Below are 14,852 nucleotides of genomic sequence, written 5' to 3'. Positions count from 1 at the left end.
CGCGACCCCGGGGCCGTGGCATCCTTCCTCCTCCGTCAGTCGACGCCGAGGAACGACCGGTCCGTGAGCACGAGCGGCCCGTCCGCGGTGATCGCGACGGTGTGCTCCGAGTGCGCGCCGCGCGAGCCGTCTGCGCTGCGCAGGGTCCAGCCGTCGGCGTCCGTGACGAGCTTGTCGGTGGTCTGCAGGAACCACGGCTCGAGCGCGACGACGAGCCCCGCGCGCAGCGGGTAGCCGCGGCCGGCCTTGCCGTCGTTGGCCACGTGCGGGTCGCCGTGCATCGTGCGCCCGACGCCGTGCCCGCCGAAGTCGAGGTTGACGGAGAGGCCGTCCGCGTGGGCGACGTCGCCGATCGCCGCGGAGATGTCGCCGATCTTGCGGCCGACGGTGGCCGTGTCGATCGCTGCGGCGAGGGCGCGCCGGGTCGTGTCGATGAGGGCGAGGTCCTCGTCCCGCGGGGTGCCGACCACGAAGGAGACCGCCGAGTCGGCGACCCACCCGTCGACGGACGCCGCGAAGTCGAGAGACACCAGGTCGCCGTCCCGCAGCACGTAGTCGTGCGGGAGGCCGTGGAGCACCGCGTCGTTGACCGAGGTGCAGAGCACCTTGCCGAACGGGCTCGCCCCGAAGGACGGGTGGTAGTCGATGTAGCAGGACTCCGCCCCGGCGGCGCGGATCATCTCGTGTGCGCGACGGTCCAGGTGCAGCAGGTTCGTCCCCACCTTGGTCTCGTCGCGCAGGGTCGCCAGCACCTCGGCGACGAAGCGGCCCGCGGGGCGCATCGCGTCGATCTCGGCGGGGGTGCGCAGTTCGATCATGGGGGAGTTCCTTCCGTCGACCTCCCATTGTCCCCGACTTCGGCCCGTCACGAGGCAGGGGCCGCCCGCCGGGCCTTCTCACGGCTGCCTCCGGGGTGCGCCGCGTACGCTGAGCCCATGGTGCTGCGTCGTCTCTTCACCCGCTGGATGTTCCCCGCCGCGTTCGTGCTGCCGCTCTGGCTCTTCGTGGGCTGGATCGCGTTCAGCGGCGGCAGCGCGTGGGCGCTGCTGTGGGTGTTCATCGCCGTCCCGTCGGTGTTCTTGACGCAGCTCGTCCTCGCCCTGCTGACGCGGGCCCGGGCGAGCGTGCGGACGCTCGGGGTGATGTCCGGGAAGGACGTCGCCCTCTTCGGCGCCTGGCACCTCGTGATCGTCGCCCTCGGCCTCTTCGACGGCCGTGCCTTCGTCCCCCTCCTGCTGCTGTCCGTCGCCGGCGCCCTCGGACTGTTCTGGTGGACGTTGACGGCGCTCTGGCGGGAGGCGCGCGACGGCACGGTGGCCGTGCTCCGGACGACGGACGGCACGGGGTACATCCCGCCGACCCGGGAGCAGCCGCGGTCCCGCCCGCGCATCGACGGCGAGGTCATCGTCGTTCCCGAGGGGCGTCGCGACGTCTGACCCCGGGAGCGCGGGGCCCTCTGCGAACGGGCGCGCTCGGCGCGCGGTTTGGCCCCCGTGCCCGGCCATGGCAGAATAGGCATTTGTGCCCTGACCGGCTCTGCCTCAGGGGAGTCCGCCGCTTCCGCGGCTCGGGCACGCATCCATCTTTTTCCCAATCATCGTGCGATCGACCTGTGGCGGTCGCAGGAAGTGACGATCATGCAGATCCTCGACGCCGTCGACGCGGCTTCGCTCCGCTCCGACATCCCCGCCTTCTCGCCCGGTGACACCGTCAAGGTGCACGTCAACATCACCGAGGGCAACCGCTCGCGCATCCAGGTCTTCCAGGGTGTCGTCATCGGTCGCTCGGGCGATGGCGTCCGCGAGACCTTCTGCGTCCGCAAGGTCAGCTTCCAGGTCGGCGTGGAGCGCACGTTCCCCGTCCACAGCCCCGTCATCGACCACATCGAGGTCGTGACCCGCGGTGACGTCCGTCGCGCGAAGCTGTACTACCTGCGTTCGCTGCGCGGCAAGAAGGCCAAGATCAAGGAGAAGCGCGACCGCTGAGTCCCGCCTCTCGAACGCCCCGTGGCTCCGGCCGCGGGGCGTTCGTCGTTCCCGGGCGCGTCGGGCCGATGGATGCCGCCTCCCCGGCGCCCGAGAGGTGGTGGCATCCGGGGATCTTCCGAGGTGATTTCCCGGCTCGGTGGTCGGGGCGCGGGGCGTCGATGTGCGACCCTGGATCATGCGGTCGCGCCGACGTTCGGCGCGCCGATGAAGGAACCACATGAGCGATCAGACCGCGTCGGCTTCGGATGCCGAGATGCTGGCCCCCGAACCGCGGCGTCGCCGTGGATGGGCGGTGTTCCTGCGGGACGTGCTCGTCATCGTCGTCATCGCGCTGCTCGTGTCGTTCCTGGTCAAGACGTTCGTCGTGCGGTCGTTCTACATCCCGTCCGCGTCGATGGAGAACACCCTGATGATCAAGGACCGCATCCTCGTCGACGAGCTGACGCCGCGCTTCGGCGAATACGGGCGCGGCGACGTGGTCGTGTTCCGCGACCCGGGCGGATGGCTGCCGTCGAACTCCGGTCAGCCGCCGCGCCCGCCGCTGGTGGAGGGCGTCGACTGGGTCCTCTCGCTCGTCGGCCTCTCGGCGCCGGACAGCGACGACCACCTCATCAAGCGTGTCATCGGCACCCCCGGCGACCACGTCGTCTGCTGCAACGCGCTCGGGCAGACCGAGGTGAACGGCGTCCCGATCGACGAGACGCCTTACGTCAAGCTCGCCCCGGGCAGCACCGCTCCCGACCCCGTCCCGTACGACGTGACGGTCCCCGAGGGATCGCTCTGGGTGCTCGGCGACAACCGCAACAGCTCCCGCGACTCGCGGTACAACCAGGATCAGCCCGGGCAGGGCTTCGTGCCGATCGACAACGTCGTGGGTCGCGCGTTCGTCATCACCTGGCCGTTCTCTCGGCTCGGTCTCATCGACTTCCATCACGAGGTCTTCGCGGGGGTGCCCGCGCCGGAGGCGGCGCCGTGATCGAGCCGACCCTGACGCTCGAACGCAAGCTGTTGAAGGAGCACGCGCTCGTCATCGCCCTCGACGAGGTGGGCCGTGGGGCGCTGGCGGGACCGGTCGCGGTCGGTGCCGCCGTCATCGACCCGACACGGTCGCGCAAACGGGTGCCGGCGGGGCTGCGGGACTCCAAGCTCGTGCCCGAGGCGCGGCGGCCCGAGGTGGCGGCACGCGCGGCGGCCTTCGTCCAGGCCAGCGCGGTGGGGTTCGCGAGCTCCGAGGAGATCGACGAGATCGGCATCATCCGGGCGCTGGGACTGGCTGCGGTCCGTGCCATCGCCGACCTCCGCGCGCACGGCATCGTCCCCGAGGACGCCCTGGTCATCCTCGACGGCAACCACGACTACATCACCCCGCACGGGGAGCCCGGGCTGCGGGTGCGGCCGATCATCAAGGCCGACCGGGACTGCGCGAGCGCGGCCGCGGCATCCGTCATCGCCAAGGTCGCCCGCGATGACATCATGACGGGCCTGCACGACGATCTGCCCGCGTACGGGTGGTGCCGGAACAAGGGCTACGCGAGTCTCGATCACCGCGAGGCGATCCGCGACCACGGCATGAGCGTGCACCACCGGCATTCGTGGGCGATCGCCGCAGCGCCGACGCTGTTCTGACGTCCGACCGGGCGTGCCGGTGCGGACGCGCGACGCGCCCGGGCGGTCGGTGCAGCGGCCCGAACGGCATCCGTCCGGGCGTGCCGCGCCTAGGATGGGAGCACCATGGATGACGACGTCTTCGAGGATTACGACCGCGAACTCGAACTGGCCCTGTACCGCGAGTATCGCGACGTCGTTCAGCAGTTCCAGTACGTGATCGAGACCGAGCGCCGGTTCTATCTCGCGAACGACGTCAACGTCGTGCGTCGCGACACCGAGCACGACTTCTACTTCGAGATCTCGATGTCCGACGTGTGGGTGTGGGACATCTACCGCGCCGACCGCTTCGTGAAGTCGGTGCGCGTGCTGACGTTCAAGGACGTCAACGTCGAGGAGCTGTCGCGCCGCGACTTCCAGCTCCCGGAAGAGCTGTCGCTGGACAACTGATCTCTCCTCCCCAGACGGGGAGTTGCAGGATCCGTCCCCATTTGCGGGGTCGGCGCCCCACGGCGGGTGCGTGCGGCTGACACGCTCCACGGCATGGCAGCGAAAGACGACCTCGGCCGAGCCGGGGAGGACCGTGCCGTCGCCCACCTCGAGGCGTGCGGCTACCGGATCATCGAGCGCAACTGGCGGTGCAGCCAGGGCGAGATCGACATCGTCGCGGAGACCCCCGGGGTCCTCGCGGTGGTGGAGGTCAAGACGCGCACGAGCGAGGACTACGGCCATCCCTTCGAGGCGATCGACCGGCGCAAGGCGGATCGTCTCTGGCGGCTCGCTCTCGCCTGGATCGCCGCGCATCCCGAGGCCGCGCGCGGTCACCGTCTGCGGCTGGATGCCATCGCGGTGACGGGCGCCGATCCGGCGACGGGTCGCCTCGAACACCTCGAGGACGCACTGTGACCGTGGCGCGGACGTGGGCGGTGGCGCTGTCCGGCCTGCGCGGCGACATGGTAGAGGTGGAGGCGGACCTATCTCCGCAGACACCGGAGTTCACGATCATCGGACTCCCGGACAAGGCGCTGGGCGAGGCGGGGCGCCGCGTGCGCAACGCGTGCGGCAACCGCGGCCTCGAGCTGCCCAAGCGCCGGCTGACGGTGAATCTGTCGCCCGCGAGCCTGCCGAAACGGGGCTCCGGCTTCGACGTGGCGATCGCCGTCGCGGCCCTCGCCACGACCGGAGGGATGGATGCCGCCCGCGTCGCGGACACCGTCCACGTCGGCGAGCTCGGGCTCGACGGACGACTGCGGCCCGTGCCGGGCGTCCTCCCGTCGGTCGTCGCCGCCGTGCGCGCGGGACGGCGGCGTGTCGTCGTCCCCGCCGCGAACGCGGCGGAGGCGGCGCTGGTCGACGGTGTGGAGCTGCTGGCGGCGACCTGCCTCGCCGACGTCGTCCGCTGGCACGGCGGCCGCAGCGACGCGCCGGAGCTGCCCGCGGTCCCGTCCTCGGCGCTGCCGACCGACAGCGACGAGCCCCTCGAGCTGGCGGACGTGGTGGGGCAGTCCGAGGCGGTCGACGCGTTGATCGTCGCCGCGGCCGGAGGGCACCATCTGCTGATGAGCGGACCGCCCGGCGCGGGCAAGACCATGCTCGCCCGCCGGCTCCCCGGCATCCTCCCCGAGCTGGACGACGAGGCCGCGCTCTCGGTCGCCTCCGTACGATCGCTCGCGGGGGAGAGCGTCACCCGGCTGTCGCGGACGCCTCCCTTCGAAAGCCCCCATCACGGTGCCAGCGCGGCGGCGCTGATCGGCGGCGGGTCGGGGGTGATACGTCCGGGGGCGATCGCGCGCGCCAGCGAGGGGGTGCTCTTCCTCGACGAGGGTGGCGAGTTCCCGGCGCATGTCCTCGACGCGCTGCGCCAGCCGCTCGAGAACGGCGTCATCCAGGTGCACCGGTCGGGGTCGAGTGCGACGTATCCCGCGCGCTTCCAACTCGTGATCGCGACGAACCCGTGCCCGTGCGGCCAGTACGACGTCCCCGGCGGGCGGTGCGAGTGCGCGCCGAGTGCGATCCGGCGGTACACGCGGCGGCTGTCCGGCCCTCTGCTGGACCGGATCGACATCGACCTCCGCCTGCGCCGGGTGTCCGCGGCGCGGCGCGACCTCGAGGACCGGGTGGTCTCGACCGCCGCCGCGCGCACGGCGGTCGTCGACGCGCGGTTCCGCGCCGCCCAGCGGTGGCGGGCGACACCGTGGCGACGCAACGCCGACGTGCCGGGCACGTGGCTGCGGGGGCCGGCGGCCCCGCGGGCCGAGGTGCTCGCGCCGCTGGACACCGCGCTCCGGCGCGGGGCGATCACCCTCCGCGGGTACGACCGCATCCTCCGCGCGGCGTGGACCGTCGCCGACCTCGCGGGTCACGATGCGATCGACATGGACGACATGGGCCGCGCGCTCCTCCTGCGGCGGGGGACGGCCGCATGAGCGCCCCCGGTCAGGCCGACGGTGTCGCCGTGGCGCGGCTGGTCGAGAGCGTCCGCGCGGGGGAGCCGACCGCGGACGTGCGGGCGCGAGTGGTCTGGAGCGTGCTGGTGGAGCCCGGTGACGGGGTCGCGGGCGCCCTGATCGCCGCGTACGGCCCCGCCGAAGCGCTCCGCCGGGCGGTGACCGGCGAAGACGAAGAGCTCGCCGTCGCCCGTCGACGCTGGCTGCCGCGACTGCGGCACGACACCGCCGAGGCGGCGCTCGACTCCGCACGGAGGGCGGGGGTGCGGCTGGTGCTGCCGGGCGACCCGGACTGGCCGGCCCGGTTCGACGACCTCGGGGCGCACGCCCCCGTCGCGTTGTGGACGCGCGGCAGGGCGCGGTGGACCGACCCGCCCGCCGTCGCGCTCGTGGGCGCGCGAGCGGCGACCGCGTACGGCGAAGGTGTGGCGGCGGATCTCGCCGCCGAGCTCGCCGCCGACGGCGTGGTGATCGTGTCGGGGGCGGCCTACGGCATCGACGGGGCCGCGCACCGCGCGGCGCTGTCCGCCGGTGGGACCACGATCGCGCTGCTGGCCGGCGGGGTGGATCGCGCCTACCCGCGCGGCCACGAGGGGCTGCTGGCGCGGGTGGCGGCGTCGGGCGCGGTGTGGAGCGAGATCCCCTGCGGCGCGGCGCCCACCAAATGGCGGTTCCTCGCGCGCAACCGGCTCATCGCGGCGTTAGCGGACGCGGTCGTCGTCGTGGAGGCGGGCTGGCGGAGCGGGTCTCTGAACACCGCCGCGCACGCGGCCGAGCTCGGGCGGTCGCTCGGGGCCGTTCCCGGACCCGTGACGAGCGCGGCCTCGGCCGGATGCCATCGCATCCTCCGGGAGTTCTCCGGTGTCTGCGTGACGTCGTCCGAGGACGTGCGGGAGATGATCGGCCTGTCGGACCCGGCCACCCACGCTGCGGTGTCGCCCACGGCGGACACCGGTCGCACCGACGACAGGACCCGGGTGCTCGACGCGCTCTCGTCGCGCACCGGGCGCTCCACAGCAGAGGTCGCGCGGCGGTGCGGAATCGATCCGGACCGGACCCTCGCGCTGCTCGGTCTCGCCGAGCTGCGCGAAGAGGCGCAGCGAGACGAGGACGGGACCTGGCGCCGGAGCGGCGGACGCTGACGTGGACCGGCGGCGCGCTTCCCGCGCGCCGCGGTGCCCGGCGTCGGGACCGGGGGCAAGCTGGAGGCATGCGGACCACTGAGGCGATCGAGGCGTACCTCGAGCAGCTGCGATCGGTTCGGCGGCTGTCCTCCGCGACGGTCCGCGCCTACCGCTCCGATCTGGCGTCGCTCGTCGCCCAGGTCGGCGACCTGCCGCTGGCGGACGTCGATCTCGAGCACCTGCGGTCCTGGCAGTGGGACGCGACCCGCAGCGGCCTGGCGAAGAGTACGGCCGCCCGCCGCACCGCCGCCATCCGCGGCTTCTTCGCCTGGGCGTCGGAGGCGGGCGTCATCGGCACCGACCCGTCGCACCGACTCGTCTCGCCCAAACGCGGGCGCACCCTCCCGGTCGTCGCCACCGCCGATGCGCTCGACGAGGTGCTGCGCGCCGCGCGCGCGGCCGCGGCGGACGGGGACGCCGTCGCGCTTCGCGATCATGCGCTCCTCGAGCTCATCTACGGGTCGGGCACACGCGTGTCCGAGGTGGTCGGACTCGACCTCGACGACATCGACGACGAGCGCCGCACCCTCCGGGTCCGCGGCAAGGGCGACAAGGAGCGGGTCGTGCCGTTCGGCGGCCCGGCCGCCGACGCGCTCGACGCCTACCTCGTGCGCGGCCGGCCCGTGCTCGTCGCTCGCGGCGACGGCGGGGCGGGGCGTGCCGTCTTCCTCGGCAGCCGCGGTGGGCGCCTCGGGCCGCGGGCCGTCCATGTGCTCGTCTCGCGGACCGTCGGCCCTACCGTGGGGGCGGAGAACCTCGGGCCGCACGCCCTGCGTCACTCGGCGGCGACGCACCTCCTCGACGGCGGCGCCGACCTCCGGACGGTGCAGGAGATCCTCGGGCACGCCAGTCTCGGCACGACGCAGATCTACACGCACGTGTCGGGGGAGCGCCTGCGCGAGGCGTACCGTCTCGCCCACCCGCGCGCCTGACCCGCGTGAGCGATGCGACGCCCCTGGCGGTGCCCGGTCGGGCGCTCTACCGTGGGTCCGTGAACGGATCACGGCGGAGCCTCTCCTCACTGACGACGGTTGCGGCCGTCGCCATCGTGCTGTGCGGGTGCGTCGCGCTCCCGCAGCCCGTGGAGACGCGGCTACCCCCGGCCGCCCCCGACGCCACTCCCACGGCCGCATCCCCGGCGACGCCTTTCCCCGCGGCATCCCCGTCCCCGTTCGTCAGCCCTTCGGCATCCGCCTCGTCCTCGGCTCCCGTCGGGGACGTGATCGCCTGCGGCGACGGCCCGGTCGCTCTCAACGGCGAGGAGTCGACGGTGCGGCTGGAGGGCACGTGCGACAGCGTGACCGTCTCCGGCAGCGCCTTCACCGTCGACGCGACGGCGGCGACGATCCGCACCCTCGACATCCAGGGCGATCGCATCCGCCTGGACGCGGCCGCCGCCGACACGATCACGCTGCAGGGCAACGACGGCGTGGTGTCGGTCGCGCAATCGGTCACGTCGGTGACCCTCCGCGGCGACCGGTCGACGGTCTCCTCGACCGGCGACATCGCCGCCGTCGAGATCCACGGGCAGGACAACACCATCCGGGCCGACGGCTCCGTGCAGAACGTGACGCTGGAGGGTCGCGGCAACACGGTGTCCTGACACCCCCGGCGCTGACGTGCCCCATATGCACGCGAAAGGCGCCGCGGCACGTACGTCTGCGACAAGTCACGGCGAGAACCCGCAGCGCTGACGTGCCCCATATGCACGCGAAGGGGCCCGCAGCGCGTACATCTGCGACAAGTCACGGCCAAGACAGGGGCTGCGCGGGAGGGCGGGTCAGGGAGCGGGGGAGAGCGCGGCGCAGCAGGGGAGGAGCACCGCCCGCGGGACGCCGCCGAGGAGCCGCAGCGGATTCACGTACTCGCCGTGCAGCCGCACCCCGACGTGCACGGTTCCCGACCCGGTGTGACCCCCGGCGGCGACCGTGCCGACGACATCGCCGCGCCGGACATCCGTCCCCACCGCGAGATCCGACGTCACGGGCTCGAAGCTCGACACCAGCCCGTCCCCGTGGTCGATCGTCAGCACGGGCCGACCGGCCACCGGGCCGGCGAAGGCGACCGTTCCCGCCGCCGGGGCCCGGACGGTCGCGGCGCCGCCGAGGTCCACGCCGCGATGGCCCGGTCCGTAGGCGTGCGCCGGAGCGATGAAGGGGCGCTCGAGCCGGACTTCCTCCACCGGCCAGATCCACCCGCGGGCGGCGAGATCGTCCGCGGGAGGAGGACTGCCGCCGACCAGCACGAGCGCGGCGAGCACGAGTCCGGGGACGGAGGCGAGAGACGGCATGCCGGGAGTCTGCCGGGGCGTCCGCGGGTCCCGCAGGGGCGGACCCGACGCTCGGGGACACCCCGGCGAACACGCCGTGTGGGGAGGAGCCGTCCTGTATGCTGGAGGTCGCATCCCGTCCATCGGGATGACTCCGCGTGCCCCTGACGCACCGCGAGTCCCTCATCGGGTCCCGCATCGCGTGGCATCCACACCCCACGGTCCTCCGCTCCGGCGGAAGGCGGGTGTGCGCCGGGCACCAGGCTCGCCGGTCACCATTGTCCGGCGCGAACAACCGCAACAACGGCGCGCACGCGCCCAGAACAGGAGTACGACCATGGCCGTCGTCACCATCCGCCAGCTGCTCGACAGCGGCGTGCACTTCGGACACCAGACCCGCCGGTGGAACCCGAAGGTGAAGCGCTTCATCCTCACCGAGCGCTCCGGCATCCACATCATCGACCTCCAGCAGTCGCTGTCGTACATCGACAAGGCCTACGAGTTCGTCAAGGAGACCGTCGCGCACGGCGGCACCATCCTCTTCGTCGGCACCAAGAAGCAGGCGCAGGAAGTCCTCGCCGAGCAGGCGACGCGCGTGGGCCAGCCCTACGTCAACCAGCGCTGGCTCGGTGGCCTCCTCACCAACTTCTCGACGGTGTCGAAGCGCCTCGCCCGCATGAAGGAGCTCGAGGAGCTCGACTACGAGAACCCGGCCGAGAGCGGCTTCACCAAGAAGGAGCTCCTGCTCAAGAAGCGCGAGCTCGACAAGCTGCACAAGTCGCTCGGTGGTATCCGCAACCTGCAGAAGACCCCCTCGGCGATCTGGGTCGTCGACGCCAAGCGCGAGCACCTCGCGGTCGACGAGGCCAAGAAGCTCGGCATCCCCGTCATCGGCATCCTGGACACCAACGCTGACCCGGACGAGTTCCAGTACCCGATCCCCGGCAACGACGACGCGATCCGCTCGGTGAGCCTGCTCACGCGCATCATCGCCGACGCCGCCGCCGAGGGCCTGATCCAGCGTCACCAGCCCGCCGGTGAGGCCGAGGCCGCCGAGCCGCTGGCCGAGTGGGAGCGCGAGCTGCTCGAGCAGGGCACCCCGGAGCAGTCCTCCGCCGGCACCGAGAAGGTCGCCGACGAGAACGAGGCCCAGGCCGAGGCCGCCGAGGTCGTCGCCGACGAGCAGGCCGCCGAGGCCGGCGCCGAGTCGACCGACGAGACCGCCGCCACCGAGAAGTAAGACGCCGGGTCGTCGCGCCACCGCGACGTCACCCGCACCAGCTACGATCCGGCGGGGTCGTGACGGCCCTCCCTCGCGGAGGGGCCCACGGCCCCGCCGGCTCACTGAACGCACCACGACAAGGAGACGCCACACCATGGCAAACTTCACGATCGCCGACATCAAGGCGCTGCGCGAGCAGCTCGGCACCGGCATGGTCGACACCAAGAAGGCGCTCGAGGAGGCCGACGGCGACGTCGAGAAGGCCGTCGAGATCCTGCGCCTCAAGGGCGCCAAGGGCAACGCCAAGCGCGCCGACCGCTCCACGAGCGAGGGCCTGGTCGTCGCCAAGGGGACCGAGGGTGCCGTCACGCTCCTCGAGCTCGCCTGCGAGACCGACTTCGTCGCCAAGAACGAGCGCTTCATCGCGCTGGCCGACAAGGTCGTCGCCGCGGCCGCCGCCGCCGGCGCCGACTCGACCGAGGCCGCCCTCGCCGCGGACGCCGACGGCCAGACCGTCGAGCAGCTCATCTCGGACGAGGCCGCCATCATCGGCGAGAAGGTCGAGCTCCGTCGCGTGCGCACCCTGCGCGGCGACAAGTTCGAGACCTACCTCCACAAGACCAGCAAGGACCTGCCCCCGCAGGTCGGCGTGGTCCTCGTGTACCAGGGCGACGACGCCGAGACCGCTCGCAGCATCGCGCAGCACATCTCGTTCGCCAACCCCTCGTACCTCACCCGCGACGAGGTCCCCGAGGCCGAGGTCGAGAAGGAGCGCGAGATCGTCACCGAGATCTCCCGCAACGAGGGCAAGCCCGAGGCCGCTCTGCCGAAGATCGTCGAGGGCCGCGTGAACGCCTTCTTCAAGCAGGTGTCGCTCCTCGACCAGGACTACGCGAAGGACAACAAGCTGTCCGTCGCCAAGGTCGCGTCCGACGCCGGTCTCACCCTGACCGACTTCGCCCGCTTCAAGGTCGGCGCGTAAGACGATGACGAAGGCCCGGGATGCCATGGCATCCCGGGCCTTTTCCCTGCCCTGCCGCGGATGGTCCCCGTCCGCCGCGGGCCGATGTCCGCGCACGAGGCGGACCGCTAGTTTGGACCCGACGAGAGGACAAGATCCGTGACCCAAGAATCGAACAAGCGCCGCCGTGTGCTCCTGAAGCTCTCCGGTGAGGCGTTCGGCGGTGGGCAGCTCGGCGTGAATCCCGACGTCGTCTCGCAGATCGCCCGCGAGATCGCCGAGGCGGTCGAGCACGTCGAGATCGCCATCGTCGTGGGCGGCGGCAACTTCTTCCGCGGAGCCGAGCTCAGCCAGCGCGGCATGGACCGCGGACGCGCCGACTACATGGGCATGCTGGGCACGGTCATGAACTCGCTCGCCCTGCAGGACTTCCTCGAGCAGGCGGGTGCCGCCACCCGCGTGCAGTCCGCCATCTCGATGACGCAGGTCGCCGAGCCCTACATCCCGCGTCGCGCCGTGCGCCACATGGAGAAGGGCCGCGTCGTCATCTTCGGCGCCGGCGCCGGCCTGCCGTACTTCTCGACCGACACCGTCGCCGCGCAGCGAGCGCTGGAGATCGGCGCGACCGAGGTGCTCATGGCCAAGAACGGCGTCGACGGCGTCTACACCGCCGACCCGCGCACCGACCAGGACGCGGTCAAGCTCGACCGACTGACCTACATGGACGCCCTGCAGCAGGGTCTGAAGGTCGTCGACTCGACCGCGTTCAGCCTCTGCATGGACAACGGCGTGACCATGCGCGTGTTCGGTATGGAGCCGGAGGGCAACGTGACCCGTGCCCTCCTCGGCGACACGATCGGCACGCTCGTCACCGCATGACGCGCCGCGCCCGGCCCGGTCGCCCGGGCCGGGCGCGACTAGACTGAATCGTCAGTCCCAACGAATGGAGTCACCGTGATCGCCGATGTCCTCGCCGATGCCGGAGCGCGCATGGACCGCGCCGTGGAGGCCGCCAAGGAGGACTTCGCGACCGTCCGCACCGGGCGCGCGAACCCCCAGATGTTCCAGAAGGTCCTCGTGGACTACTACGGATCGCCCACCCCGCTGGCTCAGCTCGCCTCGCTGAACAACCCCGAGGCCCGCACGCTCGTCATCAACCCGTATGACAAGTCCGCTCTGAAGGCCATCGAGCAGGCCGTGCGCGACATGCCGAACCTCGGCGTGAACCCCACCAACGACGGCACCATCGTCCGCGTGACGATGCCCGAGCTCACCGAGGAGCGCCGCAAGGAGTACGTCAAGCTCGTCCGCGGCAAGGGCGAGGACGCCAAGGTGCAGGTGCGCAACCTCCGCCGCAAGGCGAAGGACGACCTGGACGCGCTGAAGAGCGACGTCGGCGAGGACGAGCTGGTCCGCGCCGAGAAGGAGCTGGACGGCATCACGCGCACGCACGTCGACCAGATCGACGACGCGCTCAAGCGCAAAGAGGCCGAACTGCTCGAGGTCTGACCGATGGCCCAGGCCCCCGGCACCGACGACGCGGAGCCGAACGACTCCTCCCCGCGCCGCCGCGCCGACGCGCTCCGGCGCGGTCCGGTGACGGGGGAGGGCGTCACCGCCTTCGAGTCGCAGTTGCGGTCGATGCGCTCCGACGCGGAGCAGCACCTCGCGCAGGCGCGCGCCGAGTTCGATCAGCGGAACGAGCGGCTCAAGGAGCGCACCGGCCGCGACCTCATCGTGGCGACCCTCATCGGCCTCGCGATCGGCGTCGTCGTCGTCGCCTCGCTCATCTTCGTCAAGTGGCTCTTCGTGCTCTTCGCCGCCGCGGCGGTGGGGCTCGCGATGTTCGAGTTCGCCCGGGCGCTCCAGGTCGCCGGGCGCCGCGTGGACGTCGTCCCGCAGCTCGTCGTCGGGCTGGGGCTCCTGCTGAGCGGCTTCCTGGTCGGGTTGTGGCTGCACTGGGTCTTCGCGATCGTCGCCGTCGCCGTCGTCATCATCTGGCGCCTCGTCGCGCAGATGCACGTCGCCGACGGCCGCTCGTACGCCGACGTGATGGGCGACGTGCTGGTCGCGGGCTTCATCCAGCTGTACCTGCCGTTCCTCGGCAGCATGGCCACGATCCTCCTGGCCCAGGACCGAGGGGAATGGTGGGTCCTGGCGTTCCTCGTCCTCGCCGTCGTCGCCGACACCGGCGCCTACGTCTCCGGCCTCACCTTCGGACGCGGCGGACGCCACCCGATGGCGCCCCGGATCAGCCCGAAGAAGACGTGGGAGGGGTTCGCGGGTGCCTGCGTCGCCGCCCTCGTCGCAGGCGTCGTACTGGCGATCTTCATGCTGCAGGTGCCGTGGTGGGCGGGACTCGTCTTCGGGGCCGTCGTGCTCGCGACCGCCACCGTGGGCGACCTCGGCGAGTCGATGGTCAAGCGCGACCTCGGCATCAAGGACATGAGCTCCTGGCTGCCCGGACACGGCGGCGTCCTCGACCGTCTCGACTCGATCCTGCCGTCGGCCACGGCGGCACTGGCGCTGTACTACCTGCTGTCCCCGCTGGGAGGCTCGTGATCATGGTGGAGACCGCTGCGAGCCCGTCCGCTGCGCCGATGTTCGTCGAGGCCCCGGCGCGGGCGCGGGGGTACGAGAAGCGCGCGGTCGACGTGTTCTTCGCGAAGGCCCGCGCCGCGTTCGAGGCGGACGAGCCGGGGACCCTCCGCGCGGCGGAGGTGCGCGGCATCGCCTTCCCCCTCGTCCGCGGCGGGTACGCCGTCGGCCCCGTCGACGCGGCGCTCGGTCGCATCGAGGACGCCTTCGCCGCCCGGGAGCGCGAGCACGCCCTCTCGCGTCTCGGCGCACGCGCGTGGGTGGCGGAGACGCGGGACACGGCGCAGATCGTGCTCGACCGCCTGACCCGCCCGCGTGGGCACCGGTTCGACCGCGTCGGCATCCTGCACTACGGCTATCGCGTCGACGAGGTCGACGTCGTGGCCGACCGCCTCTCCGCCTATCTCGCGACCGGTGACCCCGTGACGCCCGAGCAGGTGCGGGCCGTGGCCTTCCGGATGCAGCGCGGCGGCTACCGCGAGACCCAGGTGGACGCGGTGCTCGACGCCGTCATCGAGGTCATGCTGGCGGTCGGGTGAGGTCGGACCGCGGCGCACGCCGTGCGTCGGTAGAATCGG

The 14,852-nt window shown here is 72.2% G+C and carries 18 protein-coding genes; 16 read left to right on the top strand and 2 right to left on the bottom strand.

All coding sequences use genetic code 11. The features are described from left to right. Positions 1 to 35 precede the first annotated feature (35 nt). Positions 36 to 818, bottom strand: coding sequence for a type I methionyl aminopeptidase (gene map, locus ACO03V_RS03970; RefSeq protein ID WP_367726624.1), 783 nt, complete (start codon positions 816 to 818; stop codon positions 36 to 38). 117 nt (positions 819 to 935) lie between these two features. Here map and ACO03V_RS03965 point away from each other — a divergent pair, with 117 nt between their 5' ends. The 10 genes from ACO03V_RS03965 (at position 936) to ACO03V_RS03920 (ending at position 8,827) form a co-directional block, all read left to right on the top strand. Beyond that, on the top strand, positions 936 to 1,436 hold the full coding sequence (locus ACO03V_RS03965; protein WP_423136694.1) for an MFS transporter permease: 501 nt from the start codon (positions 936 to 938) through the stop codon (positions 1,434 to 1,436). A gap of 201 nt (positions 1,437 to 1,637) precedes the next feature. Then, positions 1,638 to 1,985, top strand: a complete 348-nt coding sequence (gene rplS, locus ACO03V_RS03960; RefSeq protein ID WP_367726627.1) for a 50S ribosomal protein L19 — start codon at positions 1,638 to 1,640, stop codon at positions 1,983 to 1,985. 220 nt (positions 1,986 to 2,205) lie between these two features. Beyond that, entirely contained in the window at positions 2,206 to 2,964 is a 759-nt protein-coding gene (gene lepB / locus ACO03V_RS03955) for a signal peptidase I (protein WP_387054174.1), read from the top strand. Beyond that, positions 2,961 to 3,614, top strand: coding sequence for a ribonuclease HII (locus tag ACO03V_RS03950; protein ID WP_423136693.1), 654 nt, complete (start codon positions 2,961 to 2,963; stop codon positions 3,612 to 3,614). Before lepB ends, ACO03V_RS03950 begins: the two co-directional genes overlap by 4 nt. Positions 3,615 to 3,719: 105 nt before the next feature. Continuing rightward, positions 3,720 to 4,043, top strand: a complete 324-nt coding sequence (locus tag ACO03V_RS03945; RefSeq protein WP_013586353.1) for a DUF2469 family protein — start codon at positions 3,720 to 3,722, stop codon at positions 4,041 to 4,043. Between the two features lie 93 nt (positions 4,044 to 4,136). After that, the gene (locus tag ACO03V_RS03940; protein WP_387054169.1) at positions 4,137 to 4,499 is read left to right on the top strand and encodes a YraN family protein; all 363 of its coding nucleotides are present in this window, start codon (positions 4,137 to 4,139) and stop codon (positions 4,497 to 4,499) included. Then, positions 4,496 to 6,019 carry a YifB family Mg chelatase-like AAA ATPase gene (locus tag ACO03V_RS03935; RefSeq protein WP_387054168.1) on the top strand — a complete coding sequence of 508 codons (1,524 nt, stop codon included), beginning with the start codon at positions 4,496 to 4,498 and terminating at the stop codon, positions 6,017 to 6,019. Before ACO03V_RS03940 ends, ACO03V_RS03935 begins: the two co-directional genes overlap by 4 nt. Continuing rightward, the gene (gene dprA, locus ACO03V_RS03930) at positions 6,016 to 7,182 is read left to right on the top strand and encodes a DNA-processing protein DprA (protein WP_423136692.1); all 1,167 of its coding nucleotides are present in this window, start codon (positions 6,016 to 6,018) and stop codon (positions 7,180 to 7,182) included. Before ACO03V_RS03935 ends, dprA begins: the two co-directional genes overlap by 4 nt. Positions 7,183 to 7,250: 68 nt before the next feature. After that, positions 7,251 to 8,156: a tyrosine recombinase XerC gene (locus ACO03V_RS03925; RefSeq protein ID WP_423136691.1), complete on the top strand. Its 906-nt coding sequence runs from the start codon at positions 7,251 to 7,253 to the stop codon at positions 8,154 to 8,156. A 59-nt stretch (positions 8,157 to 8,215) separates the two neighbouring features. Next, positions 8,216 to 8,827: a DUF3060 domain-containing protein gene (locus ACO03V_RS03920; RefSeq protein ID WP_423136690.1), complete on the top strand. Its 612-nt coding sequence runs from the start codon at positions 8,216 to 8,218 to the stop codon at positions 8,825 to 8,827. Between the two features lie 177 nt (positions 8,828 to 9,004). On the opposite strand, the gene ACO03V_RS03915 is transcribed toward ACO03V_RS03920, so the two are convergent. After that, the gene (locus tag ACO03V_RS03915) at positions 9,005 to 9,514 is read right to left on the bottom strand and encodes a murein hydrolase activator EnvC family protein (protein WP_423136688.1); all 510 of its coding nucleotides are present in this window, start codon (positions 9,512 to 9,514) and stop codon (positions 9,005 to 9,007) included. A gap of 316 nt (positions 9,515 to 9,830) precedes the next feature. Here ACO03V_RS03915 and rpsB point away from each other — a divergent pair, with 316 nt between their 5' ends. From rpsB to ACO03V_RS03885, 6 genes are all read left to right on the top strand, one after another. Next, positions 9,831 to 10,733: a 30S ribosomal protein S2 gene (rpsB, locus tag ACO03V_RS03910; RefSeq protein ID WP_387054157.1), complete on the top strand. Its 903-nt coding sequence runs from the start codon at positions 9,831 to 9,833 to the stop codon at positions 10,731 to 10,733. 136 nt (positions 10,734 to 10,869) lie between these two features. Beyond that, complete coding sequence (gene tsf / locus ACO03V_RS03905; RefSeq protein WP_423136687.1) at positions 10,870 to 11,697, top strand: translation elongation factor Ts; 828 nt, start codon at positions 10,870 to 10,872, stop codon at positions 11,695 to 11,697. Positions 11,698 to 11,835: 138 nt separating this feature from the next. Then, a complete protein-coding gene (gene pyrH / locus ACO03V_RS03900; protein ID WP_367726638.1) occupies positions 11,836 to 12,555 on the top strand; it encodes a UMP kinase in 720 nt (239 codons plus the stop codon). 75 nt (positions 12,556 to 12,630) lie between these two features. Beyond that, positions 12,631 to 13,185 (top strand): ribosome recycling factor, encoded by a 555-nt coding sequence (gene frr, locus ACO03V_RS03895; protein ID WP_367726639.1) that lies wholly within the window; start codon positions 12,631 to 12,633, stop codon positions 13,183 to 13,185. A 3-nt stretch (positions 13,186 to 13,188) separates the two neighbouring features. Continuing rightward, positions 13,189 to 14,238 (top strand): phosphatidate cytidylyltransferase, encoded by a 1,050-nt coding sequence (locus ACO03V_RS03890; protein ID WP_367726640.1) that lies wholly within the window; start codon positions 13,189 to 13,191, stop codon positions 14,236 to 14,238. 2 nt (positions 14,239 to 14,240) lie between these two features. Further along, a complete protein-coding gene (locus ACO03V_RS03885; protein ID WP_423136686.1) occupies positions 14,241 to 14,813 on the top strand; it encodes a DivIVA domain-containing protein in 573 nt (190 codons plus the stop codon). Positions 14,814 to 14,852 lie beyond the last annotated feature (39 nt).

This window comes from Microbacterium sp. HMH0099, assembly GCF_049384025.1.
GTDB lineage: Bacteria > Actinomycetota > Actinomycetes > Actinomycetales > Microbacteriaceae > Microbacterium.
Note: the sequence above shows the minus strand (reverse complement) of the source record. Positions and strands in the feature narration are given on the sequence as shown.

Excerpts from the sequence above, each read along its gene's own strand:
- map (WP_367726624.1), bottom strand. The coding sequence starts at position 818 with ATGATCGAACTGCGCACCCCCGCCGAGATCGACGCGATGCGCCCCGCG.
- ACO03V_RS03965 (WP_423136694.1), top strand. The coding sequence starts at position 936 with ATGGTGCTGCGTCGTCTCTTCACCCGCTGGATGTTCCCCGCCGCGTTC.
- rplS (WP_367726627.1), top strand. The coding sequence starts at position 1,638 with ATGCAGATCCTCGACGCCGTCGACGCGGCTTCGCTCCGCTCCGACATC.
- lepB (WP_387054174.1), top strand. The coding sequence starts at position 2,206 with ATGAGCGATCAGACCGCGTCGGCTTCGGATGCCGAGATGCTGGCCCCC.
- ACO03V_RS03945 (WP_013586353.1), top strand. The coding sequence starts at position 3,720 with ATGGATGACGACGTCTTCGAGGATTACGACCGCGAACTCGAACTGGCC.
- ACO03V_RS03940 (WP_387054169.1), top strand. The coding sequence starts at position 4,137 with ATGGCAGCGAAAGACGACCTCGGCCGAGCCGGGGAGGACCGTGCCGTC.
- dprA (WP_423136692.1), top strand. The coding sequence starts at position 6,016 with ATGAGCGCCCCCGGTCAGGCCGACGGTGTCGCCGTGGCGCGGCTGGTC.
- ACO03V_RS03925 (WP_423136691.1), top strand. The coding sequence starts at position 7,251 with ATGCGGACCACTGAGGCGATCGAGGCGTACCTCGAGCAGCTGCGATCG.
- ACO03V_RS03915 (WP_423136688.1), bottom strand. The coding sequence starts at position 9,514 with ATGCCGTCTCTCGCCTCCGTCCCCGGACTCGTGCTCGCCGCGCTCGTG.
- rpsB (WP_387054157.1), top strand. The coding sequence starts at position 9,831 with ATGGCCGTCGTCACCATCCGCCAGCTGCTCGACAGCGGCGTGCACTTC.
- tsf (WP_423136687.1), top strand. The coding sequence starts at position 10,870 with ATGGCAAACTTCACGATCGCCGACATCAAGGCGCTGCGCGAGCAGCTC.
- ACO03V_RS03890 (WP_367726640.1), top strand. The coding sequence starts at position 13,189 with ATGGCCCAGGCCCCCGGCACCGACGACGCGGAGCCGAACGACTCCTCC.
- ACO03V_RS03885 (WP_423136686.1), top strand. The coding sequence starts at position 14,241 with ATGGTGGAGACCGCTGCGAGCCCGTCCGCTGCGCCGATGTTCGTCGAG.